The 23867-nt window shown below is 34.1% G+C and carries 24 protein-coding genes and 1 other annotated feature; of the genes, 22 read left to right on the top strand and 2 right to left on the bottom strand.

The window, feature by feature from the left end; translation table 11 throughout:
- From gltX to AC2LE6_RS04920, 4 genes are all read left to right on the top strand, one after another.
- The coding region (gene gltX / locus AC2LE6_RS04935) for a glutamate--tRNA ligase (protein ID WP_484478146.1) at positions 1-1080 on the top strand (1080 nt) is incomplete at its 5' end.
- 307 nt (positions 1081-1387) lie between these two features.
- Positions 1388-1585: a cold shock domain-containing protein gene (locus tag AC2LE6_RS04930; RefSeq protein WP_484478145.1), complete on the top strand. Its 198-nt coding sequence runs from the start codon at positions 1388-1390 to the stop codon at positions 1583-1585.
- A 112-nt stretch (positions 1586-1697) separates the two neighbouring features.
- Entirely contained in the window at positions 1698-3032 is a 1335-nt protein-coding gene (gene cysS, locus AC2LE6_RS04925; RefSeq protein ID WP_484478144.1) for a cysteine--tRNA ligase, read from the top strand.
- Entirely contained in the window at positions 3032-3391 is a 360-nt protein-coding gene (locus tag AC2LE6_RS04920) for a Mini-ribonuclease 3 (protein WP_484478143.1), read from the top strand. The genes cysS and AC2LE6_RS04920 overlap by 1 nt, the downstream gene beginning before the upstream one ends.
- Positions 3392-3416: 25 nt before the next feature.
- Here the strand turns inward: AC2LE6_RS04920 and AC2LE6_RS04915 are convergent, their stop codons facing one another.
- Complete coding sequence (locus AC2LE6_RS04915) at positions 3417-4682, bottom strand: L-serine ammonia-lyase, iron-sulfur-dependent, subunit alpha (protein ID WP_484478142.1); 1266 nt, start codon at positions 4680-4682, stop codon at positions 3417-3419.
- 104 nt (positions 4683-4786) lie between these two features.
- On the opposite strand from AC2LE6_RS04915, the gene rlmB reads away from it, so the two are divergent.
- The 14 genes from rlmB (at position 4787) to AC2LE6_RS04845 (ending at position 19201) form a co-directional block, all read left to right on the top strand.
- On the top strand, positions 4787-5500 hold the full coding sequence (gene rlmB / locus AC2LE6_RS04910; protein WP_484478141.1) for a 23S rRNA (guanosine(2251)-2'-O)-methyltransferase RlmB: 714 nt from the start codon (positions 4787-4789) through the stop codon (positions 5498-5500).
- 4 nt (positions 5501-5504) lie between these two features.
- The gene (locus AC2LE6_RS04905) at positions 5505-6041 is read left to right on the top strand and encodes a hypothetical protein (RefSeq protein WP_484478140.1); all 537 of its coding nucleotides are present in this window, start codon (positions 5505-5507) and stop codon (positions 6039-6041) included.
- A 58-nt stretch (positions 6042-6099) separates the two neighbouring features.
- Positions 6100-6246, top strand: a complete 147-nt coding sequence (gene rpmG, locus AC2LE6_RS04900) for a 50S ribosomal protein L33 (protein WP_484478139.1) — start codon at positions 6100-6102, stop codon at positions 6244-6246.
- Between the two features lie 11 nt (positions 6247-6257).
- Entirely contained in the window at positions 6258-6701 is a 444-nt protein-coding gene (locus AC2LE6_RS04895; RefSeq protein WP_484478138.1) for a preprotein translocase subunit SecE, read from the top strand.
- A 2-nt stretch (positions 6702-6703) separates the two neighbouring features.
- Positions 6704-7240, top strand: coding sequence for a transcription termination/antitermination protein NusG (nusG, locus tag AC2LE6_RS04890; RefSeq protein ID WP_484478137.1), 537 nt, complete (start codon positions 6704-6706; stop codon positions 7238-7240).
- A 131-nt stretch (positions 7241-7371) separates the two neighbouring features.
- Positions 7372-7797: a 50S ribosomal protein L11 gene (gene rplK / locus AC2LE6_RS04885; protein ID WP_484478136.1), complete on the top strand. Its 426-nt coding sequence runs from the start codon at positions 7372-7374 to the stop codon at positions 7795-7797.
- Between the two features lie 85 nt (positions 7798-7882).
- Entirely contained in the window at positions 7883-8569 is a 687-nt protein-coding gene (gene rplA / locus AC2LE6_RS04880; protein ID WP_484478135.1) for a 50S ribosomal protein L1, read from the top strand.
- A gap of 41 nt (positions 8570-8610) precedes the next feature.
- Positions 8611-8738, top strand: a sequence feature (ribosomal protein L10 leader region).
- 24 nt (positions 8739-8762) lie between these two features.
- Positions 8763-9290: a 50S ribosomal protein L10 gene (gene rplJ / locus AC2LE6_RS04875; RefSeq protein ID WP_484478134.1), complete on the top strand. Its 528-nt coding sequence runs from the start codon at positions 8763-8765 to the stop codon at positions 9288-9290.
- 13 nt (positions 9291-9303) lie between these two features.
- A complete protein-coding gene (rplL, locus tag AC2LE6_RS04870; RefSeq protein WP_484478147.1) occupies positions 9304-9672 on the top strand; it encodes a 50S ribosomal protein L7/L12 in 369 nt (122 codons plus the stop codon).
- A gap of 81 nt (positions 9673-9753) precedes the next feature.
- Positions 9754-10353, top strand: a complete 600-nt coding sequence (locus tag AC2LE6_RS04865; RefSeq protein WP_484478133.1) for a class I SAM-dependent methyltransferase — start codon at positions 9754-9756, stop codon at positions 10351-10353.
- A gap of 79 nt (positions 10354-10432) precedes the next feature.
- On the top strand, positions 10433-14203 hold the full coding sequence (gene rpoB / locus AC2LE6_RS04860; RefSeq protein WP_484478132.1) for a DNA-directed RNA polymerase subunit beta: 3771 nt from the start codon (positions 10433-10435) through the stop codon (positions 14201-14203).
- Between the two features lie 17 nt (positions 14204-14220).
- Positions 14221-17943: a DNA-directed RNA polymerase subunit beta' gene (gene rpoC, locus AC2LE6_RS04855; RefSeq protein ID WP_484478131.1), complete on the top strand. Its 3723-nt coding sequence runs from the start codon at positions 14221-14223 to the stop codon at positions 17941-17943.
- Positions 17944-18008: 65 nt separating this feature from the next.
- The gene (locus AC2LE6_RS04850) at positions 18009-18746 is read left to right on the top strand and encodes a hypothetical protein (protein ID WP_484478130.1); all 738 of its coding nucleotides are present in this window, start codon (positions 18009-18011) and stop codon (positions 18744-18746) included.
- A gap of 53 nt (positions 18747-18799) precedes the next feature.
- A complete protein-coding gene (locus tag AC2LE6_RS04845; RefSeq protein WP_484478129.1) occupies positions 18800-19201 on the top strand; it encodes a VOC family protein in 402 nt (133 codons plus the stop codon).
- A gap of 30 nt (positions 19202-19231) precedes the next feature.
- Here the strand turns inward: AC2LE6_RS04845 and AC2LE6_RS04840 are convergent, their stop codons facing one another.
- Entirely contained in the window at positions 19232-19609 is a 378-nt protein-coding gene (locus AC2LE6_RS04840; RefSeq protein WP_484478128.1) for a hypothetical protein, read from the bottom strand.
- 315 nt (positions 19610-19924) lie between these two features.
- Between AC2LE6_RS04840 and rpsL the strand changes: the two genes are divergently transcribed.
- From rpsL to AC2LE6_RS04820, 4 genes are all read left to right on the top strand, one after another.
- On the top strand, positions 19925-20332 hold the full coding sequence (gene rpsL / locus AC2LE6_RS04835; RefSeq protein ID WP_484478127.1) for a 30S ribosomal protein S12: 408 nt from the start codon (positions 19925-19927) through the stop codon (positions 20330-20332).
- A 57-nt stretch (positions 20333-20389) separates the two neighbouring features.
- Positions 20390-20860, top strand: a complete 471-nt coding sequence (gene rpsG, locus AC2LE6_RS04830) for a 30S ribosomal protein S7 (protein ID WP_484478126.1) — start codon at positions 20390-20392, stop codon at positions 20858-20860.
- A gap of 15 nt (positions 20861-20875) precedes the next feature.
- Positions 20876-22945, top strand: coding sequence for an elongation factor G (fusA, locus tag AC2LE6_RS04825; RefSeq protein WP_484478125.1), 2070 nt, complete (start codon positions 20876-20878; stop codon positions 22943-22945).
- 92 nt (positions 22946-23037) lie between these two features.
- Positions 23038-23867, top strand: an 830-nt coding sequence (locus AC2LE6_RS04820) for an elongation factor Tu (RefSeq protein WP_484478124.1), incomplete at its 3' end; no start/stop codon positions are given.

Genomic DNA, 23867 nt, shown 5'->3' with positions numbered 1-23867 from the left:
TTATTGCTTACTTCGCCATCCACATATAATTTATTTGTTAATTCATCATTCGCAGTGGGGACTGCCGTTGATTTAACTTTATTCGCTCCCGCATCTATATCGGTGGCGGTTGTAATACCCGCTGCTGGTCCGTCTAATTCATTTACTTGTAAAGTATTTGGTACAATCACAATCGACAACAAAGAAATTGAAGATCAAATCATATTAAAAAGTGATGAATATCCAACATACAATTTCGCCAACGTAATTGATGATCATTTAATGAATATCACACATGTAGTAAGAGGGAATGAGTATTTAACTTCAACTCCTAAATATACATTATTATATAAAGCACTAGGTTGGGAAGAACCAACATATGTTCATCTACCTTTAGTAGTAAAAGAAGGTGGAAAGAAATTATCAAAACGTGAAGGAGATGCATACTTCTCAGACTTCGTACAAAAAGGATTTTTACCAGAAGCGATTGTTAACTATATTGCACTACTTGGTTGGTCTCCAGAAGACAACGAAGAAATCTTCACTTTAGAAGAATTAACTTCTAAATTCACAATGGCTAGAATCAACAAAAGTCCTGCTACATTCGATGTTAAAAAACTAGCGTGGGTAAACTCACATTATATTAAGAATTTATCAATTGAAGACTTAAAAGAAATTTGTATGCCACATTTAGTAGAAAATGATATCGTTCAAGGAAAACCAGAAGCTTGGGTTAATAGTTTAATTACTGTATTCAAAGACAGAATGAGTTTTGGAGCTGAAATCATAGATCTATATAATGAGTTCTTAGAAGTAGAATTCAAACTAGATGAAGAAGCATCAGACTTCTTAAATCAAGAAGGAGTAAGCGAAACTTTAACAGTATTCAGAAACTTACTTCAAGATTTAGAGGAGTTTAGCGCATCAGATATTAAACCACTAATTAAACAAACTGGAAAAGAAGCAGGTTCAAAAGGTAAAATGTTATTTATGCCATTAAGAATTGCAACTACTGCTTCAATGCACGGACCAGATTTACCTCAAGTATTATCACTTTTAGGTAAAGAAATCGTAATTGAAAGATTAAATTCATTGATTTAATAAGCTGAAAATTCAGCTTATTTTTTTATTTTTGTCATATTTGTGACATTTTAGTTTAGAAAAATTATATTTTTTTAAGTCGGTTTACGAACTAATATTGTTTCGTTTGCGAATAATGACATATTTCAGTATTTGGCTTGGTTTAGCGATTGTTAGGCTCACCCTTATTATCTATATACTTTCTAACACTTATTACATTTTACTAAAACGTATTCCATTTAGTAGCAAAGCGGTAAAAATACATTTGCCTTAATGTTGATTATTTGATAAAATACACCTAACGAAAAGAAAGAAAAGGAGATTCACAATGACAGGAAAAGTAAAATGGTTTAATGCAGAAAAAGGTTTTGGGTTTGTAACTAACGAAGAGGGACTTGACATTTTTGTTCATTTCTCAGCTATCACAGGTGAAGGATTCAAATCATTAGATGAAGGTCAAGAAGTAGAATTTGATGTAGTTGAGGGAGACAGAGGTCCTCAAGCTGCAAACATCGTAAAACTATAACAATTGACAAACTCAAGCAGGAGAAATTCTCCTGCTTTTTTTTGTTTTACTTTACAATCGTTATTACTTATAATAGAGTATGATATAGATTATTTTTAAGGAAGTGAATCATATGAAGATATTTAACACATTATCAAATAAACTAGAAGAGTTTGTACCAAGACATAAAGGTAAAGTAAATATGTATATCTGTGGTCCCACAGTATACAATTATATTCATATAGGAAATGCACGTCCTGTTATCTTTTTTGATACTGTAAGAAGGTATTTTGAACATAAAGATTATGAAGTAAAATTTGCGTCAAACTTCACTGACGTTGATGATAAAATAATTACAAAAGCAATCGAATTAGAGCAAAAAGAAATAGAAGTAAGTGAGAAGTTTATCACAGCGTTTTTAGAAGATGTTGAACGTGTACATTCAAGTACCAACTATATCAAACCAAAAGTAACTGAATACATGGATAAAATTATAAATTACATCCAAATGTTAATCGAAAAAGATTATGCATATAAAGTCGATGGAGATGTATATTTTAGAGTTAGATATGTTAAAGATTATGGTGTATTATCAAATAGAAATGTTGATGATCTAATTAGCGGATCAAGAGTAGAAGTAAATCACAAAAAAGAAAACCCATTAGATTTCACACTTTGGAAGAAAACAGAAGTTGGAATCCAGTTTGAAAGTCCATTTGGAACAGGTCGTCCTGGTTGGCATACTGAGTGTGTGGCAATGATTGACGATATCTTTAAAGAAGAAATAGATATTCACGGTGGAGGTTCAGGATTGATGTTTCCACATCACGAGAATGAGATTGCTCAAAGTGAAGTGTTAAATGGGCATAAAATAGCACGTTATTGGATGCACAACGGATTATTGAACATAAAGGGTAGTAAGATGAGCAAAAGCGAAGGAGAGTCGATTTTAGTTAAAGATTTAACGATTGACACAAATGCCTTTAGATTATTCACTTTATCAACACAATATCGTTCACCAATAAATTTCTCAGATGAGTCATTAGACGTATATGTAAAAGAGTGGGACAAAATTATTAGAGTATATAAACAGTTATTCTTGAAACTTGATTTAGAAGATATGTTAGAAGGAACTGCGAAAATAGATCCTGATTTACTATCTATATACAAATCATTCTTACAAGCAATGGATAATGATTTTAATACTCCAAATGCTATTACGGAATTACAGAATCTAGTAAAAAAAGCGAATCAGCTTGTTAGAGGAAAAACAGAACCTACTATATTATTGAGTGCACTTAAATTATTCCATGATTTCTTTGAAGTACTGGGATTGAAAATAGAAGCGAAACCAATGCCAAAAGATGTAAAAGAAACATATAAACTATGGGTATCAGCAAGACAAGAAAAAGACTTTGCAAGTGCCGATAAATATAGAGATATTCTCCAAGACAAAGGAATAATCTAATGAGTCTTCTAAGTGGAACAACACTTGCTTATATCGGAGATGCTGTTTATGAAGTTATTGTACGAGAAGCTTTGATTAATAAAGGATATCAAAAAGTAGATAACCTTCACAAAGAAGCAATCAAATACACATCTGCAGTTGGACAAAACAAAGCAATGGAAATAATTAGAGAATTTCTTACTGAAAAAGAAGAGTCTATGTTTAGAAGAGGAAGAAATGCTCAATCAGATAGAAAAGCAAAAAACGCATCGATATCTGAATACAGACAAGCAACTGGCTTTGAAGCATTAATCGGATATCTATACCTAGAAAAAAAGACAGATAGACTGTCTGAATTGATGAAAAAAATAGTAAAATAAAAACTCGAGAATTTCTCGAGTTTTTTTATATCAATTCTATAATTCCTTTGTTTGCAGAGTTCATAATTTCATTATTCAGTTTTCCTAAGTTTTTAATGGTTTGATCGACATCTAATTTATTGAGACCAGTACCATCACAAACCGCATCATTATCCACTGCCATTTTACCAGAAATCATTCCATTCATTGAAGCAAATGAAACCTTGTGGACACATGATAATTTTGCACCATCACAAATGAATCCCATTGACGTTGCTAGGTAAGTATTGATTGCCTCTTTAATATGCTGTCTACTACCACCTTTTAAAAACGCAGTTACAGCAGCACTACTACATCCAGTTGCATGTCCAGTTCCGCAAAGTACAGTTACAACACTCATTTCTTGTTTTACATAAACACTTGTTAAGAACGATAATACAACAAGTCTTTTTGTTTCAAAATCATTTAGATTAAATGCCTGAGCTAAAAACTTCGGAGTAACCAATGTACCTATTCCTAAGTTACCAGATCCAGCAACACCATACACAGTATAGATATCTCCGACCATTCTTTTTCTACTAGGTACAGTAATGTGTTTACGTAAGAAATTAGATAGATCATATAGACATTCTTTTTGGGACTCTTTTAAGTCTTCAATCAAGAAGTCTCCACCTTCATTTTTTATCTCAGTTCTTGCGTTCTCATATTGGAAGTTGGCGATTTCAAACAATCCTTCTAGACCTTCATAATTTCCAGCTTCGACATAGTCTAATATCTCATCATAACTACTGATTTTATACTTCTGAATCCCTTGAATCAATTGATCCTTTTGCAAGTCTTCAAGAGCTTCACCATTACGTTTTACCGAAACTACATTATCATAAAAATCCTTAATTACTATATTCACTGTATCACCTTTACAAGATGTGATTGTTAACTCCTCGTAGAGTACAGTATCATCAAATTTCTTATGTGAAATTGACACATCAATATCACTAAGCAATTCCTCAATCTTATCAATATCATCGTTAGTAACACTTTCAAAAACAGCTAATTTCTTATCTGGTTTTTTCAATAAAATTCCAAGAGCCAGAGCTTTATCTAATCCGCTCTTTTTAAGTCCTGGAACACCGACATTTACACTATTTTTATATAGCTCTTCACTCATCACTAATTCAACGTTTCTAATCTTAGAATCTTTAAGAGCATATGCACCTAAAGATGCAATGTATCCTACAACTCCAATATCAGTACAACCCATAGTTTTTGTTATATTTGCATTCAGCAATTCTTTTGCAGTTTTTGAATTCATCAAACCACCTCATATATAGTTTATACTACATACCAATTTTTTCAACATAAAAAATTAGATAATAAAAATATTCTGTGTTAGAATAATTAAGACAAAAGGATGTGATGAAATTGGCAATCATAATAGCTGGTAAAAACACAGTATCTGAAGCAATAAAAGTAGGTCGTAAAGTCCACGAATTATATGTCCTATCAGGTACGAATCAAGAACTTTTAGAAATAGCAGAAAAGCAAAATATAAAAGTAGTAGAATTACAAAAACAAGACGTGAAACAAATCCTTCCACCGAACAATCAAGGAGTGGGAGCTAAAGTCGATGATTATAAGTATAAAACATTAGATCAAGTAGTGAATAAAGAAAAAGAAAATAAAGTCTTTATTATGCTTGATGGTTTAGAAGATCCTCACAATTTAGGAGCAATCCTTCGTAGTTGTGATGCTTTTGGTATTGATGCAATAATTGTACCTAAAAATAGAAGTGTAAAATTAAATGCAACAGTTGCAAAAGTTTCAACTGGTGCAATAGAACATGTAGATGTAGTTGAGGTAACAAATCTAACGCAAACAATCAAGAAGCTAAAGAAACAAGATTTTTGGGTTGTTGGTACAGATATAGATACGAAGCAAACGATACATGATATCAATGTCGACACAAACCTAGTTATCGTAATTGGTAGTGAAGGTAAGGGTATTAGTAGATTAGTAAAAGAGAACTGTGATTATGTAGTTAACATTCCTATGGTAGGTCATGTCAACAGTTTAAATGCAAGTGTATCAGCAGCACTTGTGATATACGAAGTATTTAGAAGAAAAGGGTGAGATAATGTATCTTAAACATAATGACTTTGAAATCATCAATTTAAGCCGTCAGGGCAACGATGAAGCCTTAACATTATTGTTTGAGAAATACACACCAATGATTTATAAAAAAATTGATTTATTCAACCTGAATTATGAACGAGATGATATGTTTCAAGAAGGTCTAATGTTACTCCATAAATCACTAATGAAATACAATGATAAATTTGGAAAAACATTCACTAGATATTTTGAAATGAACTTAGAAAGAAAGCTTATCAGCATTATAAATAAAAAGGTCAGAAGATATGAAATTTTTAATAAAAATGTAGAGTTTTTATATGAGTCAAACCATGATAAAGGTGAAAACTCAGTTTACTTCAATTTGTATTTGAAAGAATTGAAGAAAATTCTTACAAAAACTGAGATTTTAGTATATACTTTAAGAGAACTTGAGAATTATAGTATCGAATATATAAATACTCAGCACGGCTTAGGGGACAAGGTAATCTACAATTCATTGTACCGAGCCAAAGCAAAAATAAAGGCTCATTTCAAGTAAAAACTTGACAAAGAAACGATATTTTGCTAAATTATATATTTGCGAGAGAGTGATAAAAATGAGAGAAAAAGTTATATTGATATGTGAAGTATGTTTATCAAGGAATTACAGCACATATAAAAATAAGGATAATAAAGTTCGATTAGAAATGAAAAAATACTGTAAACGTTGTGGAAAACATACAAACCACAAACAGAGCAAATAGGAGAGATCATAATGGCGAAGACAGACAAAAAAAGAAGCAATATATTAGACGTGATTAGAAAAGACTACCCAGCAGAAAGATTATTAATGGGAATTTTAGGTGTTATCGTAATTGTATTTGGTGTTTACATCATACAAGGAGTTAAAGAACCTACTACTGGATGGTTAATTATAACAAATAGAACATCATGGTGGAGCGCATGGATTTTTGGTACAGATACTAAAATCTTAATCTTCTCATGGTTCATTATCGTAGTTGGAGTTGTATCATTAGGAATGGCAGTTTGGCCATTCGTAAAACCGAGTTTAGTAGAAATGAAAAAAGTATCTTGGCCAAATGGTAAAATGATTCAAAACCATTCAGCTAGAGTATACGGATTTATTTTCTTCTTAATCGGAATGTTCATTCTGTATGAATTAGCATTAATACCATTCTTTTCTTGGATTAGAGGGTAATAATGGACGGTAGAAGATGGTATGTTTGTCAAACATATTCAGGATATGAAAACTCGGTAAAACTAAATTTAGAGCGTCGTATTGAATCTATGCAAATGGAAGACAGAATTTTCCAAGTTATGATTCCAGAAAAAATAACTCAAGAGAAAAAAGCTGATGGAACTATCAAAGAGAAGTTAGTTAAAATTTATCCAGGTTATGTTTTCATTGAAATGGAAGTAACGGATGATTCATGGTTCGTTGTTCGTAACACTCCTGGTGTTACAGGATTCTTAGGATCAAGTGGTGGAGGAACAAAACCTGTACCAGTACCACCAGAAGAAATTTTACCAATTTTGAAAGAAGCTGGATTAGTTGAAATTCCAAAACTTGATATCGAAGTTGGACAAAAAGTTAAAGTTAAATCAGGTCCATTTAACGGACAAATCGGTGCGATTGATAATATCGATGAAGATCATAGCCAAGTAACAGTTCTTGTAGACATGTTTGGTCGTCAAACTCCAGTTGAATTAGGGTTCGAAGACGTAGAGAAGTTGTAAAGAATATTTACTTGACAAGGTTTATACTAATATAGTATAATAGCGTGGCATGGTTTATGCCATGCTATTTTTATTGAGTGGGAGGATGCAAATCTGATTACCACATCACGAAAAAAGAGGAGGTGTCTATCGTGGCTAAAGCAATTAAGACTCAAGTTAAACTTCAAATTCAAGCAGGACGTGCTAACCCGGCTCCACCAGTTGGACCAGCATTAGGACAAGCAGGAGTTAACATCCAAGAATTTTGTACAAAATTCAACGATGCGACTAAAGATAAAATGGGATCTGTAATCCCAGTAGTAATCAATGTATATGATGACAGAAGTTTTACATTCATTACTAAAACTCCACCAGCAAGCGACTTATTAAAGAAAGCAGCTGGAGTACCAAAAGGTGCAGGAAATAGTTTAGTAGAAAAAGTAGGAACAATCACAAAAGCACAATTAAAAGAAATTGCAGAACAAAAAATGCCTGACTTAAACGCAAATGACGTTGAAGCAGCAATGAACATTATCGCAGGATCTGCAAGAAACATGGGTATCGTAATCGAAGACTAACAATTTAGTTGTTATATATATAAATGTATAATGAACTAATTGTGGGAGGAGATTCCGTTAGACCACATTTAGGAGGTAAATGACAATGGCAAAAGGAAAAAAATTCTTAGCTGCAGTTAAACAAGTTGATTCTACCAAAGCGTATGAAGCAGCCGAAGCTGTAGATTTATTAAAAAAAGTTTCATTTGAGAAATTTGATGCGTCAGTTGAATTTGCTATTCGCCTAAACGTAGATCCTCGAAAAGCTGAGCAAAACATAAGAGGAGCTTTAGTGTTACCACATGGTACTGGGAAATCAAAATCAGTATTAGTGTTTGCACAAGGTGAAAAAGCAAAAGAAGCATTAGCTGCAGGAGCAGACTTTATCGGCGATGACGATATGGTTAAAAAGATCCAAGACGGTTGGTTAGGATTTGACAGTGTAGTTGCTACACCAGATATGATGGCTAAAATCGGTAGACTGGGAAGAGTATTAGGACCTAGAGGTTTAATGCCTAATCCTAAAACTGGAACAGTTACAATGGATGTTACAAAAGCAGTAAATGAAATTAAAGCTGGTAAAGTTGAATACAGAGTAGACAAAGTTGGAAACGTTCACGTTACAATTGGTAAAGTATCATTCGATACTGCTAAATTAGTAGAGAACATGAAAACAATCTTTGATGTATTAGTAAAACTTAGACCATCTACCGTTAAAGGTAACTATGTGCAGAATACTGCAATAGCATCTACAATGGGACCTGGAATTAAGATTGATATCGAAACTATCTAATTGACAGTTTCGATATTATAGGTTATTATTAACCGTACAATTAAATAGAAACTTTTTTGTCGAAGACTAAGGTGCACTCGATGCTTAATAACCTTACGAGATTGGAAGATTAAATATAAATATATTAAATCCTCTTTTGTCATGACATAAGGGGTTTTTATTTGGACAAAAACACATTTTTGGAGGTGGAAAAATGTCTGAAAAAGCAATCGCTAAAAAACAAGTTGAAGTTGAAGTATTAACTGAGAGAATGGCAAATTCTGATAGTTTCGTAATCTTAGATTATGCAGGACTAACAGTTGAGCAAGTTACTAAGTTAAGAAGAGAACTTTTTGATGCTGGATGTGAAATGAAAGTTATCAAAAACAACATTACTAGAAGAGCTGCTGAAGCAGCTGGATTCAGTGAGTTAACAGAAGCACTAACAGGACCTAATGCAGTAGCATTCGGTGATAATGATAGTGTAGCTGCAGCTAAAATTGTTTACGATTTCGCTAGAGAAAACCAAGCTTTAGAACTTAAAGTTGGTGTTGTTGATGGTGAATACATGAACAATGAAAGGATTCAAACAATCGCGACTATCCCATCAAGAGATACATTGTTAACAATGATCGCTGCTGGATTAATGCAACCAATCAAGGAAGTTGCAATCGCATTAGACTTACATGCTAAAAATTTAGAAGAAGGGTCTCCTGTTGAAGAAGGAAACTCAGAAGAATAATTAGGAGGAAACAATCATGGCATTAACAAACGTAGAAATTATCGAAAGTTTAAAAGAAAAAACTTTATTAGAATTAAAAGAATTAGTTGATTTAATGAAAGAAGAATTCGGTGTAGACCCAAGTGCAGTAGCAGTAGCAGCTCCAGGTGCAGCAGCAGAAGCAGCAGGACCAACAGAAGTTACAGTTACATTAGAAAGCCCAGGGGCTAAAAAAATCGCAGTAATCAAAGTAGTTAGAGAATTAACTGGTTTAGGTTTAAAAGAAGCAAAAGCAGTAGTAGATGCTTCACCAACTGCAGTTAAAGAAGGAATTTCTCCTGAAGAAGCTGAAGAAATTAAAGCTAAATTAGAAGAAGCAGGAGCAGTTGTTTCTGTAGCTTAATTACACAAAAACATCAACCTGAGTGCGAACTCAGGTTTTTGACTTTTCACAGAATCTATCAAATAAGTAGGAGATGGTCTAATGAACCATTACTTTACAAACGATGAATCTTTAAAAAGCAATCCTAAAGTGATTGCTTTTAGCATTAAAAATACACCATTAAAATTCAATACGGATGATGGTGTATTTAGTAAAGGTTCCTTTGATCGTGGTACAGAAGTTCTACTTAATTTTTTAGATGTAGAAGACCATCATAAAACCGCACTTGATTTAGGGTGTGGATATGGTGTTGTCGGTACGTACTTACAAAAAGCATATGACATAGAAGTAGATCTGGTTGATGTTAACCAAAGAGCAATTACTCTTGCGAAGAGTAATTTGGACTTGAATAACGTCAAGGGAAACGTTTTTGAGAGTGATGGACTTAACAGTGTAACTAAATCGTATGATTTAATTGTTACCAATCCTCCAATACGTGCAGGGAAGGAAATAGTATATCGTTTTTTCGAAGATTCTAAGAAACATCTGAAAAAAAACGGGGATTTTTATGTTGTGGTCAACAAAAAGCATGGTGCAGAAAGTGCATTTAGGAAATTGGACACAATTTATGGTGTTGTAGAGCTAGTTGGTAGAAAAAAAGGGTTTCATGTGTACAAATGCAGAAATCAATTGACTATTTGACGATTATATGATATTATATTAAATTGCCAAAACGCGCGCTTTTTTGCGTTTACACAACTTTTTCATTAATATAAATGGGGTGAATTTTGTGAGTTATAACTTAGTAAAATACGGTAAGGTTAGAGAAAGACGTAACTATTCAAAAGTTAAGTCAAATATCGAACTACCTGATCTAATTAAAGTTCAAACTGAATCATTTCAATGGTTCGTTAACAGAGGATTGATAGAATTGTTTAGAGACATTTCTCCAATTCAAAACTTTACAGAAAATATCGAACTATGGTTCGAAGATTACGAGTTCGGTGAAGAGAAGTATAGCATTGCTGATTCTAAAATCAAAGATGTTACATACTCAAAACCTTTACGCGTAAATGTAAAGCTAGTAAACAAAGATACTGGTGAGATTAAGCAACAGAAAATCTTCATGGGAGATTTTCCAATTATGTCACCAAACGGTTCATTTATCATCAACGGTAGTGAACGTGTTATCGTATCGCAAATCGTAAGAAGTGCCGGTGTATTCTTTAGTGAAGACATCGATAAAAAAACTTTACGTTCTAAATATTTAGGACAAGTAATCCCAACACGTGGTGCTTGGCTAGAATATGAAATGGGTAGTAAAGATGTATTGTTTGTTAAACTCGATCGTTCGAAAAAAATTCCTCTGACGACTCTTTTAAGAGCGTTAGGTTTTTCTAGTAACGAAGAAATTATCAAAACATACGGACAATCTGATTTCATGGATTTAACATTCGAAAAGGATATTACTAAATCTCCTGCCGAAGCGATTAAAGAAGTGTATTCAAAATTACGTCAAGGTGAGACTGCGACTGAAGATGGGGCGAAATCATTCTTAATGTCAAGACTATTTGATGAGAAGAGATATGACTTAGCTGAAGTTGGACGTTACAAAATCAACAAGAAATTAGACGTTCTTGCTAGAGTACATAATAAGTTATTGGCTTATGATTTAATCGATCATGAAACTGGTGAAGTTATTGTTGAAGCTGAAACAGTTTTAACAAACCCAGTTATCAAAAAATTAAATGATTACCGTCATTTATTTAGACATACTGTTCCAGGTGTTGGAGCATATGAATTAGAGTATTCTTTTGATGATCAAGTTTCAATCTTTAGAGATGCTGAAGTGAATGATGTAAAATTATTCGAACACATCTCAGATGAAGACTTATTAGACATGATTCGTAATCAAGATTACAAAGAGTGGAAAACTTATTACAAAGCATACTTAAAATCTATTTCTAAAACAGAAAAACTTCTAACTGAAGAATTTGGTAAGAATTATGCCAAAGAATTAAAAGCAGGTTACGAAGAAGTCTTTGCAAATGAAAACATCTTTGTTCCATTAGCTGAGATTGAAGTATTAGAAGTATTAAACAAAACAGATCAAGAAGAATTAGTAAAAGTAAAAGTTATTGGTAACAGTAACTATGAAGATAGAGTACATATCGTTCCTTCTGACATCATCGCAAGTATTTCATATTACTTGAATTTATTTAACGGTGTTGGTGGATTAGACGACATTGATCACTTAGGAAACAGACGTTTACGTTTAATCGGTGAATTATTGAAAAACCAATTTAGAATTGGTTTAACAAAAATGGAGAAAAACGTTAAAGATAGAATGTCTACAAAAGAACCTGATGAGATTACTCCTCAGAACTTAATAAACATTCGTCCATTAACTTCTTCATTAAAAGAATTCTTCGGTAGTTCTCAGTTATCTCAGTTCATGGCGCAAACAAACCCATTAGATGAGTTAACGCACAAACGTCGTATTTCTGCCCTTGGACCCGGAGGTCTTACAAGAGACCGTGCTGGATTTGAGGTTCGTGATGTTCACTATAGTCACTATGGACGTATCTGCCCAATTGAAACACCTGAGGGTCAAAACATTGGGTTAATTAACAGTTTAGCATCTTATGTTAGTGTTAATAAATACGGATTTATGGAAACACCATACTTACAAGTTGTACAAAAAGATGGTAAATCTGTAGTGTCTGATGAGTTTGTATTCTTAAGTGCAGACGAAGAAGAAAAATATGTTATCGCCCAAGGTAATGCGGTGGTAAATGATGATATGGAATTTGTACATGATCAAGTTGTTTGTAGATTACAAGGGGAAACAAAAATGTTCCCACGTGATACTATCGAACTAATGGACGTATCTCCTAAACAGATCGTTTCAATTAGTACAGCATGTGTACCATTCTTAGAACATGATGATGCAAACCGTGCCTTAATGGGTGCAAACATGCAGCGTCAAGCAATCCCCCTATTAATTCCTGAAGCACCATTTGTAGGAACAGGTATTGAATACAAAGCCGCTCATGATAGTGGATCTTGTATCGTAGCTGAAAATGCTGGTGTTGTAGAATTCGTAGATGGTAATGTTATAAAAATTCGCCGTGAAGACGGTGTTCTAGATGAATATTTCTTATCTAAATTCCAACGTTCAAACCAAGGAACATTACTTAATATGAGACCAATTGTAGCAATTGGAGATCATATTAATGCAAGTGATACAATCACTGATGGACCTTCAATGGATGAAGGTGAATTAGCACTTGGTAGAAACGTAGTAGTAGCATTCATGACATGGAATGGTTACAACTATGAGGATGCTATCATCATGAGTGAGCGTTTAGTTAAAGAAGACGTTTATACATCAATTCATATTGAGAAATTTGAAATTGAAGCTCGTGATACTAAATTAGGTAAAGAAGAAATAACTCGTGAAATTCCAAATGTTGGAGATGAAGGACGTAAATACTTAGATGACAAAGGAATCATTATTCCTGGTGCAGAAGTATTTGAAGGAGACATTCTTGTAGGTAAAGTTACTCCTAAAGGTCACACAGAACCAACTCCAGAAGATAAGTTATTATTAGCTATCTTCGGTGAAAAATCACGTGAAGTTAGAGATACATCACTTCGTGTTCCTCACGGTGGTGGAGGTATCGTACAATCAGTTAAACACTTTAGTAGAGACAATAAGGATGAATTAGGTCCTGGTGTAAACGAAGTTGTTAGAGTATACATTGTACAAAAACGTAAGATCAATGAAGGAGATAAAATGGCGGGACGTCATGGTAATAAAGGGGTTATCTCTAAAATATTACCTGTCGAAGATATGCCATTTATGGAAGATGGAACACCAGTAGATATTATGTTAAATCCACTTGGAGTACCATCACGTATGAACATTGGGCAAGTACTTGAGATTCACTTAGGTATGGCTGCTAAAAGATTAGGTGTTCATGTTGCCACTCCAGTATTTGACGGAGTAAAAAATCATGATTTAGAAGAAATCATTGCTGAAGCTGGAATGAAGCCTACAGGTAAATTCAAGTTAGTAAGTGGACAAACTGGTAGACCTTATGATAATGACATCTCAGTAGGTGTTATGTACATGATCAAACTAGACCACATGGTTGATGATAAATTACATGCTCGTAGTGTTGGACCGTATACATTAGTAACGCAACAACCAATGGGTGGTAAAGCACAAAATGGTGGACAACGTTTCGGAGAGATGGAAGTTTGGGCATTAGAAGCATATGGTGCTGCATACGCATTACAAGAAATGCTTACAGTTAAGTCAGATGATATTATCGGACGTAACAAAGTATTCCGCGCAATCGTAGACGGAAAATCAATTCCAGAACCAAGTTTACCTGAATCATTCAGAGTATTAACAAGAGAATTACAATCACTAGGTATCTACGTTGAATTAATCAACAAAAAAACTGGTGTTAATGAAGCAAATAAAAGTTTAGTTAACGAAGAATCTGAAGATTATATCTCAAAATACGGATTCGAGTCTTAAGAAAGTAGGGTGATTTTATGAGTCAAAAATTTTCACACTTAAAAATCAGATTGGCATCTCCAGAGGAGATCAGAGGTTGGTCGTTTGGTGAAGTTAAAAAGCACGAAACAATCAATTACCGTACTTTAAAACCTGAAAAAGACGGGCTATTCTGTGAAGTAATCTTTGGACCACAAAAAGATTACCAGTGTTCTTGTAACAACAAATCAAAAAGAAGTTCACAATCTGGAAAAAAATGTCCAGTATGTGGAGTAGAAATTACAGAGTCTAAAGTAAGACGTGAACGTATGGCACATATCGAGCTAGCTGCTCCGGTTGTACATACATGGTATTTAAGAAACTCACCATCTCGTTTAGCGACATTACTAGATATTAAGGCAAAAGACTTAGAAGAAGTTGTATACTTAGCTTCATACATCGTTATCGAAGCTGGAGATACAGATCTTCAATATATGCAAATCTTAAGTGAAGCAGAATATTCTAAGAGATACATGGAATATGGTTCTCGCTTTAGAGCATTATCAGGTGCAGAAGCTGTTAAAGTTTTATTAAGAAAACTTGATCTTAAAAAAGAATCAATGATTCTAAGAAAAGATTTAGCAAACGCATCAAAACAAAAACGTCAAAAAATTATTAAACGTTTGGCAGTAGTAGAAGCATTCGCAAATTCAGATAATAAACCAGAATGGATGGTACTTGATGTACTTCCAGTAATTCCACCGGAATTACGTCCAATGGTTCAATTAGATGGTGGACGTTTCGCAACTACCGATTTAAATGATTTATACAGACGTATCTTAAACAGAAACAACCGTCTGAAAAGACAGTTTGAACAAAATGCTCCACACTTAATTACTAAAAATGAAAAACGTATGTTACAAGAGGCTGTTGATGCATTAATCGATAACTCTAAACGCGGAAGAAAAGTAGTAGTTGAGAAAAACAGACCACTGAAATCACTAAGTGATTTATTACGTGGGAAGCAAGGTCGTTTCCGTCAAAACTTACTAGGAAAACGTGTTGATTATTCAGGACGTTCAGTTATCGTAGTAGGACCGACATTAGAAATGTACCAATGTGGATTACCTAAAGAAATGGCTATTACTTTATTCAAGCCTTTCGTTATCAAAGAATTAATTGAAAGAGATATCGCTAATAACATTAGAAGTTCAAAACGTATGATTGAACTTCAAACTGATGATCGCATATGGGGAGTATTAGAAGAAGTTATTAGAGAGCATCCTGTATTATTAAACCGTGCACCTACCTTACATAGATTAGGGATTCAAGCATTTGAACCTGTTCTTGTTGAAGGGAAAGCAATTAGACTTCATCCACTAGTAACAACAGCATTTAACGCCGATTTTGATGGTGACCAAATGGCTGTTCATGTTCCACTAAGTGAAGAAGCTCAAGCTGAAGCACGTGTACTTATGTTAGCATCTAACAACATCTTGAACCCTAAAGATGGTAAACCAATCGTTACTCCTTCACAGGATATGGTATTAGGTAACTATTACTTAACAATGGAAAACCCAGGGGAAAAAGGTGAAGGTAAAGTATTTGGTGATTATGATGAAGCAACTATTGCTTACGAAAACAACCTTATTACATTACATACTAGAATCGCTATCAAAGCTACAGCACTTGGGAATGCACCATTAACTCAAGAACAAAGAGAAGGTTACTTAGTTACTACTTATGGAAAATTAACATTTAACCAAATCTTACCAAGAACATTTGCTTACTTAAATGAACCAACTCTTACAAACTTACAAAAACAAAAAGATCCTGAAACTGGAATAGAACGTTACATTACTCCAAGTAAATATTTCGTACCAAAAGGTACAGATATTAGAAATCACATCAAGAATATGGACAAAGTTCCTCCATTCAAAAAAGGATTCTTATCAAACATTATCTCTGAAGTATTCATTGTCTTCAAAATCAATGAAACATCAAAAATGTTAGATAAACTTAAGAACTTAGGATTCGAGTATTCAACAATCGCTGGAATCACAGTTTCTGCAAGTGATGTAAAAGTTTACTCTGGTAAAAAAGACGAAGTAGATGCAACTCAAGCTATCGTAGATGAATTACACGTACTATACAGTATGGGACTTCTAACAGACTACGAGCGTTATAAATTAGTTATCAAAGAATGGGCAGAAGTAAAAACAAGAATCCAAAAAGGATTAATGAAAGAACTTCTATCAGATAACCACATCTTCATGATGTCAGACTCTGGTGCTCGTGGTAACGCATCAAACTTTACGCAGTTAGCTGGTATCCGTGGATCAATGGCCAACACAAAACGTGAAGGATTAAATAAAGCTTATAACATCAAAGCTGGAATCAAATCTACAATCGAATTACCTGTAAAATCTTCATTCATTGAAGGTCTTACAATGTCAGAGTTCTTTATTTCTACTCATGGGGCACGTAAAGGTTCTACCGATACAGCCTTAAAAACAGCCGATTCAGGTTACTTAACGAGACGTCTAGTAGATGTATCTCAAGAATTAGTAATTACTGAAGACGATTGTGGTACAAATAAATATACTACAGTTAGCGCAATTACACATTTATCAGATGGTAAAGAAATCGTACCATTTATCGACCGTTTAATCGGACGTTATAGTCAAGAAGAATTAGCTCATCCAGTAACTGGAGAAATCCTAATTACTAAAAATGGGTATATCACTGACGAAGTTGCAAAAACAATTGTTGATGCTGGTATCACAGAAATGCGTATTAGAAGCATATTCACATGTGATAGCCAATCAGGAATCTGTAAAAAATGTTACGGACAAAACTTATCTACAGGAGACGAAGTTGAAGTTGGAGAAAGCGTTGGTATCATCGCTGCCCAATCAATTGGTGAGCCTGGAACTCAGTTAACAATGCGTACATTCCATACAGGTGGGGTTGCCGGAGCAGATATCACGCAAGGGTTACCACGTATCCAAGAGTTATTCGAAGCACGTACACCAAAAGGTAAAGCTATTATTAGTGAAATCAATGGTACAATCAGTGAAATAGAACAAGTTGAAGAACGTTACAAAGTAACTGTTGAGAACGGATTCGAAGAACATGTATATGAAACAAATAGTGGAGTAACATTATTAGTAGTTGAAGGTGAAGACGTGTTCTCTGGACAAAAAATCACTGATGGATCAATTGATCCAAAACAATTACTAAAAGCTACTGATGCTGAAACAACACAACAATACATCCTAAAAGAAGTTCAAAAAGTATACCGTGCACAAGGTATCGAAATCTCAGATAAGCATATTGAAATCATCATTCACCAAATGATGAAGAAAATAAACATTGTACTTGAAGGAGACACATTACTACTTCCAGGACAACAAGTATCAATCAGAGAGTTCAAAGAAGCAAACCAAGTTGCATTACAAGGTAGACTGAACCCTGCAAAAGGACGTCCTGTATTACTAGGTATTACAAGAGCGTCATTGCGTAGTGAATCATTCTTATCAGCTGCATCATTCCAGGAAACAACAAGAGTACTTACAGATGCTGCAATACACGGTAAAGTTGATGAGCTAGTAGGATTAAAAGAAAATGTAATTATTGGTGGACTTATCCCTGCGGGTACAGGTATCCTTAAAGATACTAAATTCACATATGAGAAACCAAAAGTAGAAGAACCAGAAGAAAAGGAAGAAGTAGTTGTTGAAGACGAAAATCCATTTGTTCTAGAAGAATACAATTTCTAATTAAATAAAACACCTTCATTTGAAGGTGTTTTTTTATGGTATACTGTTCTAGAGGAGGTGTGAGAATGAAAAAGAAAATAATTCAATTATCAATTTTAGTTTCAGTATTATTAATTATAACAATTAGTATGATTGCTTTTAAAGCTCCAGCTGAAGTTAGTATAGTAATGGGGTTTCTAACACTTGTAATCATCGTTACTATTCCGGTTGTTATGTATGAGGAGAAACACAAGAATCGATACACAGAAGTTAAACTAAAGTCTTTTGAAGAGTATATGGGAGACACTAAATATACTTCGATTATAGAGTGTGATTCATCACTTACGAAACGTCTTAAGTTAAATGATCCTTTTAAGAGTGGAATGCTTAATAATTTGATAGAAGGTACATACAAAGGAACCGAGTTAACAATTGGACAATATGGTATCCAATTTGATTTAGGAGAGAATCTCTCTCAATTTGAGTACTACAATGGATTATATATTAAAATAAAGAATGATATGAATGTAGAATTTGATACCATTATTAATGGTAATACTGATATCCATTCAGTAGATATATCAGATGATGCTAAATGGATGATTAAAGACATAATCACTGAGTTAGGTGTAACCTCAGAAACACATCTTACATCAAGCATAATGGTATCTATAAACCAAGACAGTTTAGAGGTCTTTATTGATGGGTTTACTCCATTTACAATGATAGAACTAAAAAAGAAATACAAACCATTCATAGTAGGGTTATTTACCGAGGTGGATAGAGCAATAAAACTTATGGAAAAGATAAATAGTAGTTCATAACTTTTGATAGATAACACCACTTATATTATTATTAATATAGGAGGTGTTTTTTAATGGGAGAATTAATAGCTTTTGTCACAGTAAAAAACGCATTACAAGCAATAGAGTTTTATAAAGATATTTTTAGTGCTGAAATAGCACAAGAAATTACAATGTTAGAAGATGTACCTGGTATGGAAAAACACACTGGTAAAGTAGGACACGCTACTTTGAAGATAGGAGAATCTAAGTTCTTCATCAATGATCATCTAGACGAGTATCCTCTAGAACAAGGTGACTTTATTCAGTTTGTTCTAGATTTGGAAACAGAAGATAAATTAAGAACTGCATTTGATCAGTTAAAAGTAGATGGAGAAGTTGTTCAAGAACTACAGGAAGTATTCTGGGGTGCACTTTTTGGATCAGTTAAAGATAAGTTTGGAATCACATGGCAAATATATTATGGTCACAAATAAAAAAGAGTGAAATTCACTCTTTTTATGTGCTTATAAAACAAATGATGCAATGATTGTTAATACCGATATAGATATTAAGGTGATACTTAAATTCCAGAAACCTATCGTGCATCTATAAACATCTTTTCCAAAAAGATTCTTAGAAGGATAAAAATCTAAAATGTCACCCTCGATATAATAATCATGTCCTTTTTTTCTCGCTGAATAAACAAAGAATTCCTTATCAAATCCTAACTCAAGCATATCAACTTTTGGATAACAATACCTCTTACCTTTATTGGTTTTATTCTTACATCTAATAACTTCTCCGCGTATTGTATCTCTTTTTAATGTGAAGATATCTCTGATAATACTTAATCCTGCTAAAACTAAAAATCCTAATCCAAAATAAATTATATACTCTTCCATTTCTTCCTCCATGTAGCCATTTTTTCTTATATGTATATTGTACCATTTTTATCAAAGTTTTGGATATTGAAATAGTGAGAATTTTTATTAAAAAGGTCTTGTATTAAGAATAGTAATTTAGTACTATATTAAAGGAAATAAATAAATATTAAAAAAGTATAACAAAATTATTGACACACCTGCATCAGTGGTATATAATTACTATGCTATTAATATAGAAAAACACACGGGTTTACACTTTAAGCCCTATATTTTATGGCTAAAGTGAACCACCTGGTAGTGTGGAACAAAATGTAGGAAAGGAGGAACCATCAAATGCCTACAATTAATCAATTAGTAAGAAAAGGAAGACAAAGCAAAATTAGAAAAAGCAAGTCACCTCATTTAGCGTTTGGATTTAATTCAATCAAAAATGAGAGAACTAATAACGCAAGCCCTCAAAAAAGAGGAGTTTGTACTCGTGTTGCTACTATGACTCCTAAGAAACCTAACTCGGCTTTACGTAAGTATGCTCGTGTTAGATTATCAAACGGAATTGAAGTTACTGCATACATTCCTGGTATCGGACATAAATTACAAGAACATAGTGTTGTTTTAATCCGTGGAGGACGTGTTAAAGATTTACCTGGTGTTAAGTATCATATCGTACGTGGTACATTAGATACAACTGGTGTTGAAGGACGTAAACAAAGTCGTTCAAAATATGGAGCGAAAAAGAACTAATTAAACTAAAAAACTAAAAATCGAAATATCAATAAGATTCTGAAAGGAGGAATCAATATGCCTCGTAAAGGACATATAGCAAAACGCGATGTATTACCAGATCCAATGTATTCATCGAAGTTAGTTACAAAATTAATCAACAATATCATGTTAGATGGTAAAAGAGGGACTGCACAAAAAATATTATATGGTGCGTTCGCTAAAGTTGAAGAAATTACAAATACACCAGCAATCGAAGTATTCGAAGAAGCATTAGGAAACATCATGCCTACATTCGAAGTACGTTCAAGAAGAATTGGTGGACAAAACTATCAAGTACCGGTTGAAGTTAGAGACGAAAGAAAATATACTTTAGGACTAAGATGGTTAACTTTATATGCAAGACATAGAAATGAAAAAACAATGGAAGATAGATTAGCAAAAGAAATAGTAGATGCTGCACAAGGAAATGGTGCGTCAGTTAAGAAGAAAGACGATACTCATAGAATGGCTGAAGCTAATAAAGCATTTGCACATTACCGTTGGTAGAAAGGAGATCTCATAATGTCACGTGAAATAAGTTTAGAAATGACTAGAAATATCGGTATCATGGCTCATATTGATGCTGGTAAGACTACTGCAACTGAGCGTGTATTATATCACACTGGTAAAATTCATAAAATCGGTGAAACTCATGATGGAGCTTCACAAATGGACTGGATGGAACAAGAGCAAGAACGTGGTATAACAATAACATCTGCAGCAACAACTGCTCTATGGAAAGACCATAGAATCAACATTATAGATACTCCAGGACATGTAGACTTCACGGTAGAGGTTTCAAGATCTCTTCGTGTTCTAGACGGAAGTGTTGCTGTACTAGATGCTCAAGCAGGTGTAGAACCACAAACTGAAACAGTTTGGAGACAAGCAAACGAATACAAGGTTCCTAGAATCGTATTCGTAAACAAAATGGATAAAATAGGGGCTGACTTTGAATTCAGCGTTCAAACTCTAAAAGACAGATTAGGAGCTCATGTAGCTGCTATTCAATGGCCAATTGGAGCAGAAGACCAATTCAATGGAATTATTGACCTTGTTGGATTAAAAGCATATGGTTTCGATGGTGGACCTGAAGAGATTGCAGAAGATATCGCAATCCCTGAAGATTTACAAGAAATCGCTGAATTAAAAAGAATCGAATTAATTGAAGCAGTAGCTGATTTTGATGAAGATTTAATGATGATGTACTTAGAAGGAGAAGAAGTTCCAGCAGAGATGTTAATCGCTGCTATTAAAAAAGCTACTCTTGCAGTAGAATTCTTCCCTGTATTATGTGGTACAGCATTCAAAAACAAAGGTGTTAAATTATTATTAGACAACGTATTGAAATATTTACCAAGTCCTTTAGATGTAGCTGCAGTTACGGGTTCAAATAAAGCTGGTGAAGAAGTTGCATTACCTGCGTCTGATGATGAGAAATTTGCTGCATTAGCATTCAAAGTAATGACTGACCCATTTGTTGGGAAACTTACTTTCTTCCGTGTTTACTCTGGTAAACTAAGTAAAGGTTCATATATCATGAACTCTACTAAAGGGAAAAAAGAAAGAGTTGGTCGTATCTTACAAATGCATGCTAACAGCCGTGAAGAAGTATCAATGGTTTATGCCGGAGATATCGCAGCTGCAGTAGGTTTAAAAGATACTACAACAGGAGATACATTATGCGAAGATAAATATCATGTTATCTTAGAGAAAATGGTATTCCCTGAACCTGTAATCAGTGTTGCAATTGAACCAAATTCAAGAGCAGATCAAGATAAGATGGGTATCGCTTTAAGCAAATTAGCTGAAGAGGATCCAACTTTCAGAACATACACTGATCAAGAAACAGGACAAACTATCATCGCTGGTATGGGTGAATTACACCTTGATATCATCGTAGATAGAATGAAAAGAGAATTCAAAGTTGAAGCAACTGTAGGAGCTCCTCAAGTTTCTTACAGAGAAACAATTACTCAAGCCGCTGAGGTTGAAGGTAAATTTGTTAGACAATCTGGTGGACGTGGACAATACGGACATGTTTGGATCAAGTTTGAACCAAACCCAGAAAAAGGATTCGAATTCGTTGATAAAATCGTTGGTGGGGTTGTTCCTAGAGAATACATTCCAGTTGTTGGTAAAGGGTTAGCTGAACAGTTAGACAACGGAATCATCGCTGGATATCCAATTATCGATTTAAAAGCTACATTATTTGATGGATCTTACCATGATGTCGATTCAAATGAAATGGCATTCAAAGTTGCAGCTGGTATGGCGCTGAAAAAAGCAAAAGACCAATGTGGTGCAATCTTACTAGAACCATTAATGAATGTAGACGTTGTAGTACCTGATGATTACTTAGGAAACGTAATTGGAGACATTACTTCAAGACGTGGTAGAATCGAAGGACAAACACAACGTGGTAACGCACAACAAGTAACTGCAAAAGTACCATTAGCAGAAATGTTTGGTTACGCTACAAGCTTAAGATCTAACACACAAGGACGTGGAAATTACACGATGCAATTCTCACATTACGAAGCATGTCCAAAGTCAATTGCCGAAGAAGTTATTAAAAAACGTAACGGTTAAGCGACTTTTACTTGCATTAGTTTAAATAATGCGATAAAATATACACGGAAAAATAATATAAAAACAATATAAAACCTATAGGAGGAAAAACAATGGCTAAAGAAAAATTCGTCCGCAATAAACCGCATATGAATATCGGAACTGTAGGACACGTAGACCACGGAAAAACTACATTAACAGCTGCAATCGCAACTGTATTATCAAAAAGAGGAGATGGAACAACTGTAGCTGCAGATTATGCATCTATCGATAACGCTCCAGAAGAAAGAGAAAGAGGAATCACAATCAACACTGCACACATCGAGTACGAAACAGATGCTCGTCACTATGCACACGTTGACTGTCCAGGACATGCCGATTATGTTAAGAACATGATCACTGGTGCTGCTCAAATGGATGGTGGGATCTTAGTAGTATCTGCTGCTGATGGACCTATGCCTCAAACTAGAGAACATATCTTATTATCACGCCAAGTTGGTGTACCTAAATTAATCGTATTCATGAACAAAACAGATATGGTTGATGATGATGAATTATTAGAATTAGTAGAAATGGAAATTCGCGAGTTATTAGACGAGTACGATTTCCCTGGAGACGACATTCCAGTAATCATGGGTTCTGCCTTAAAAGCATTAGAGGGTGAAGAATCATACGAAGATAAAATCATGGAATTAATGGAAGCTGTAGATACTTACTTCGAAGATCCAGTTCGTGAAACTGACAAGCCTTTCTTAATGCCTGTTGAGGATGTATTCTCAATCACAGGACGTGGAACAGTTGCTACAGGTAGAGTTGAACGTGGAACTATCAAAGTTGGAGAACCAGTTGAAATTATTGGTATCAAAGACACTCAAACTTCAGTTTGTACTGGTGTTGAAATGTTCCGTAAATTATTAGATCGTGCAGAAGCAGGAGATAATAT

The organism is Candidatus Izemoplasma sp. (assembly GCF_982632705.1).
Note: the sequence above shows the minus strand (reverse complement) of the source record. Positions and strands in the feature narration are given on the sequence as shown.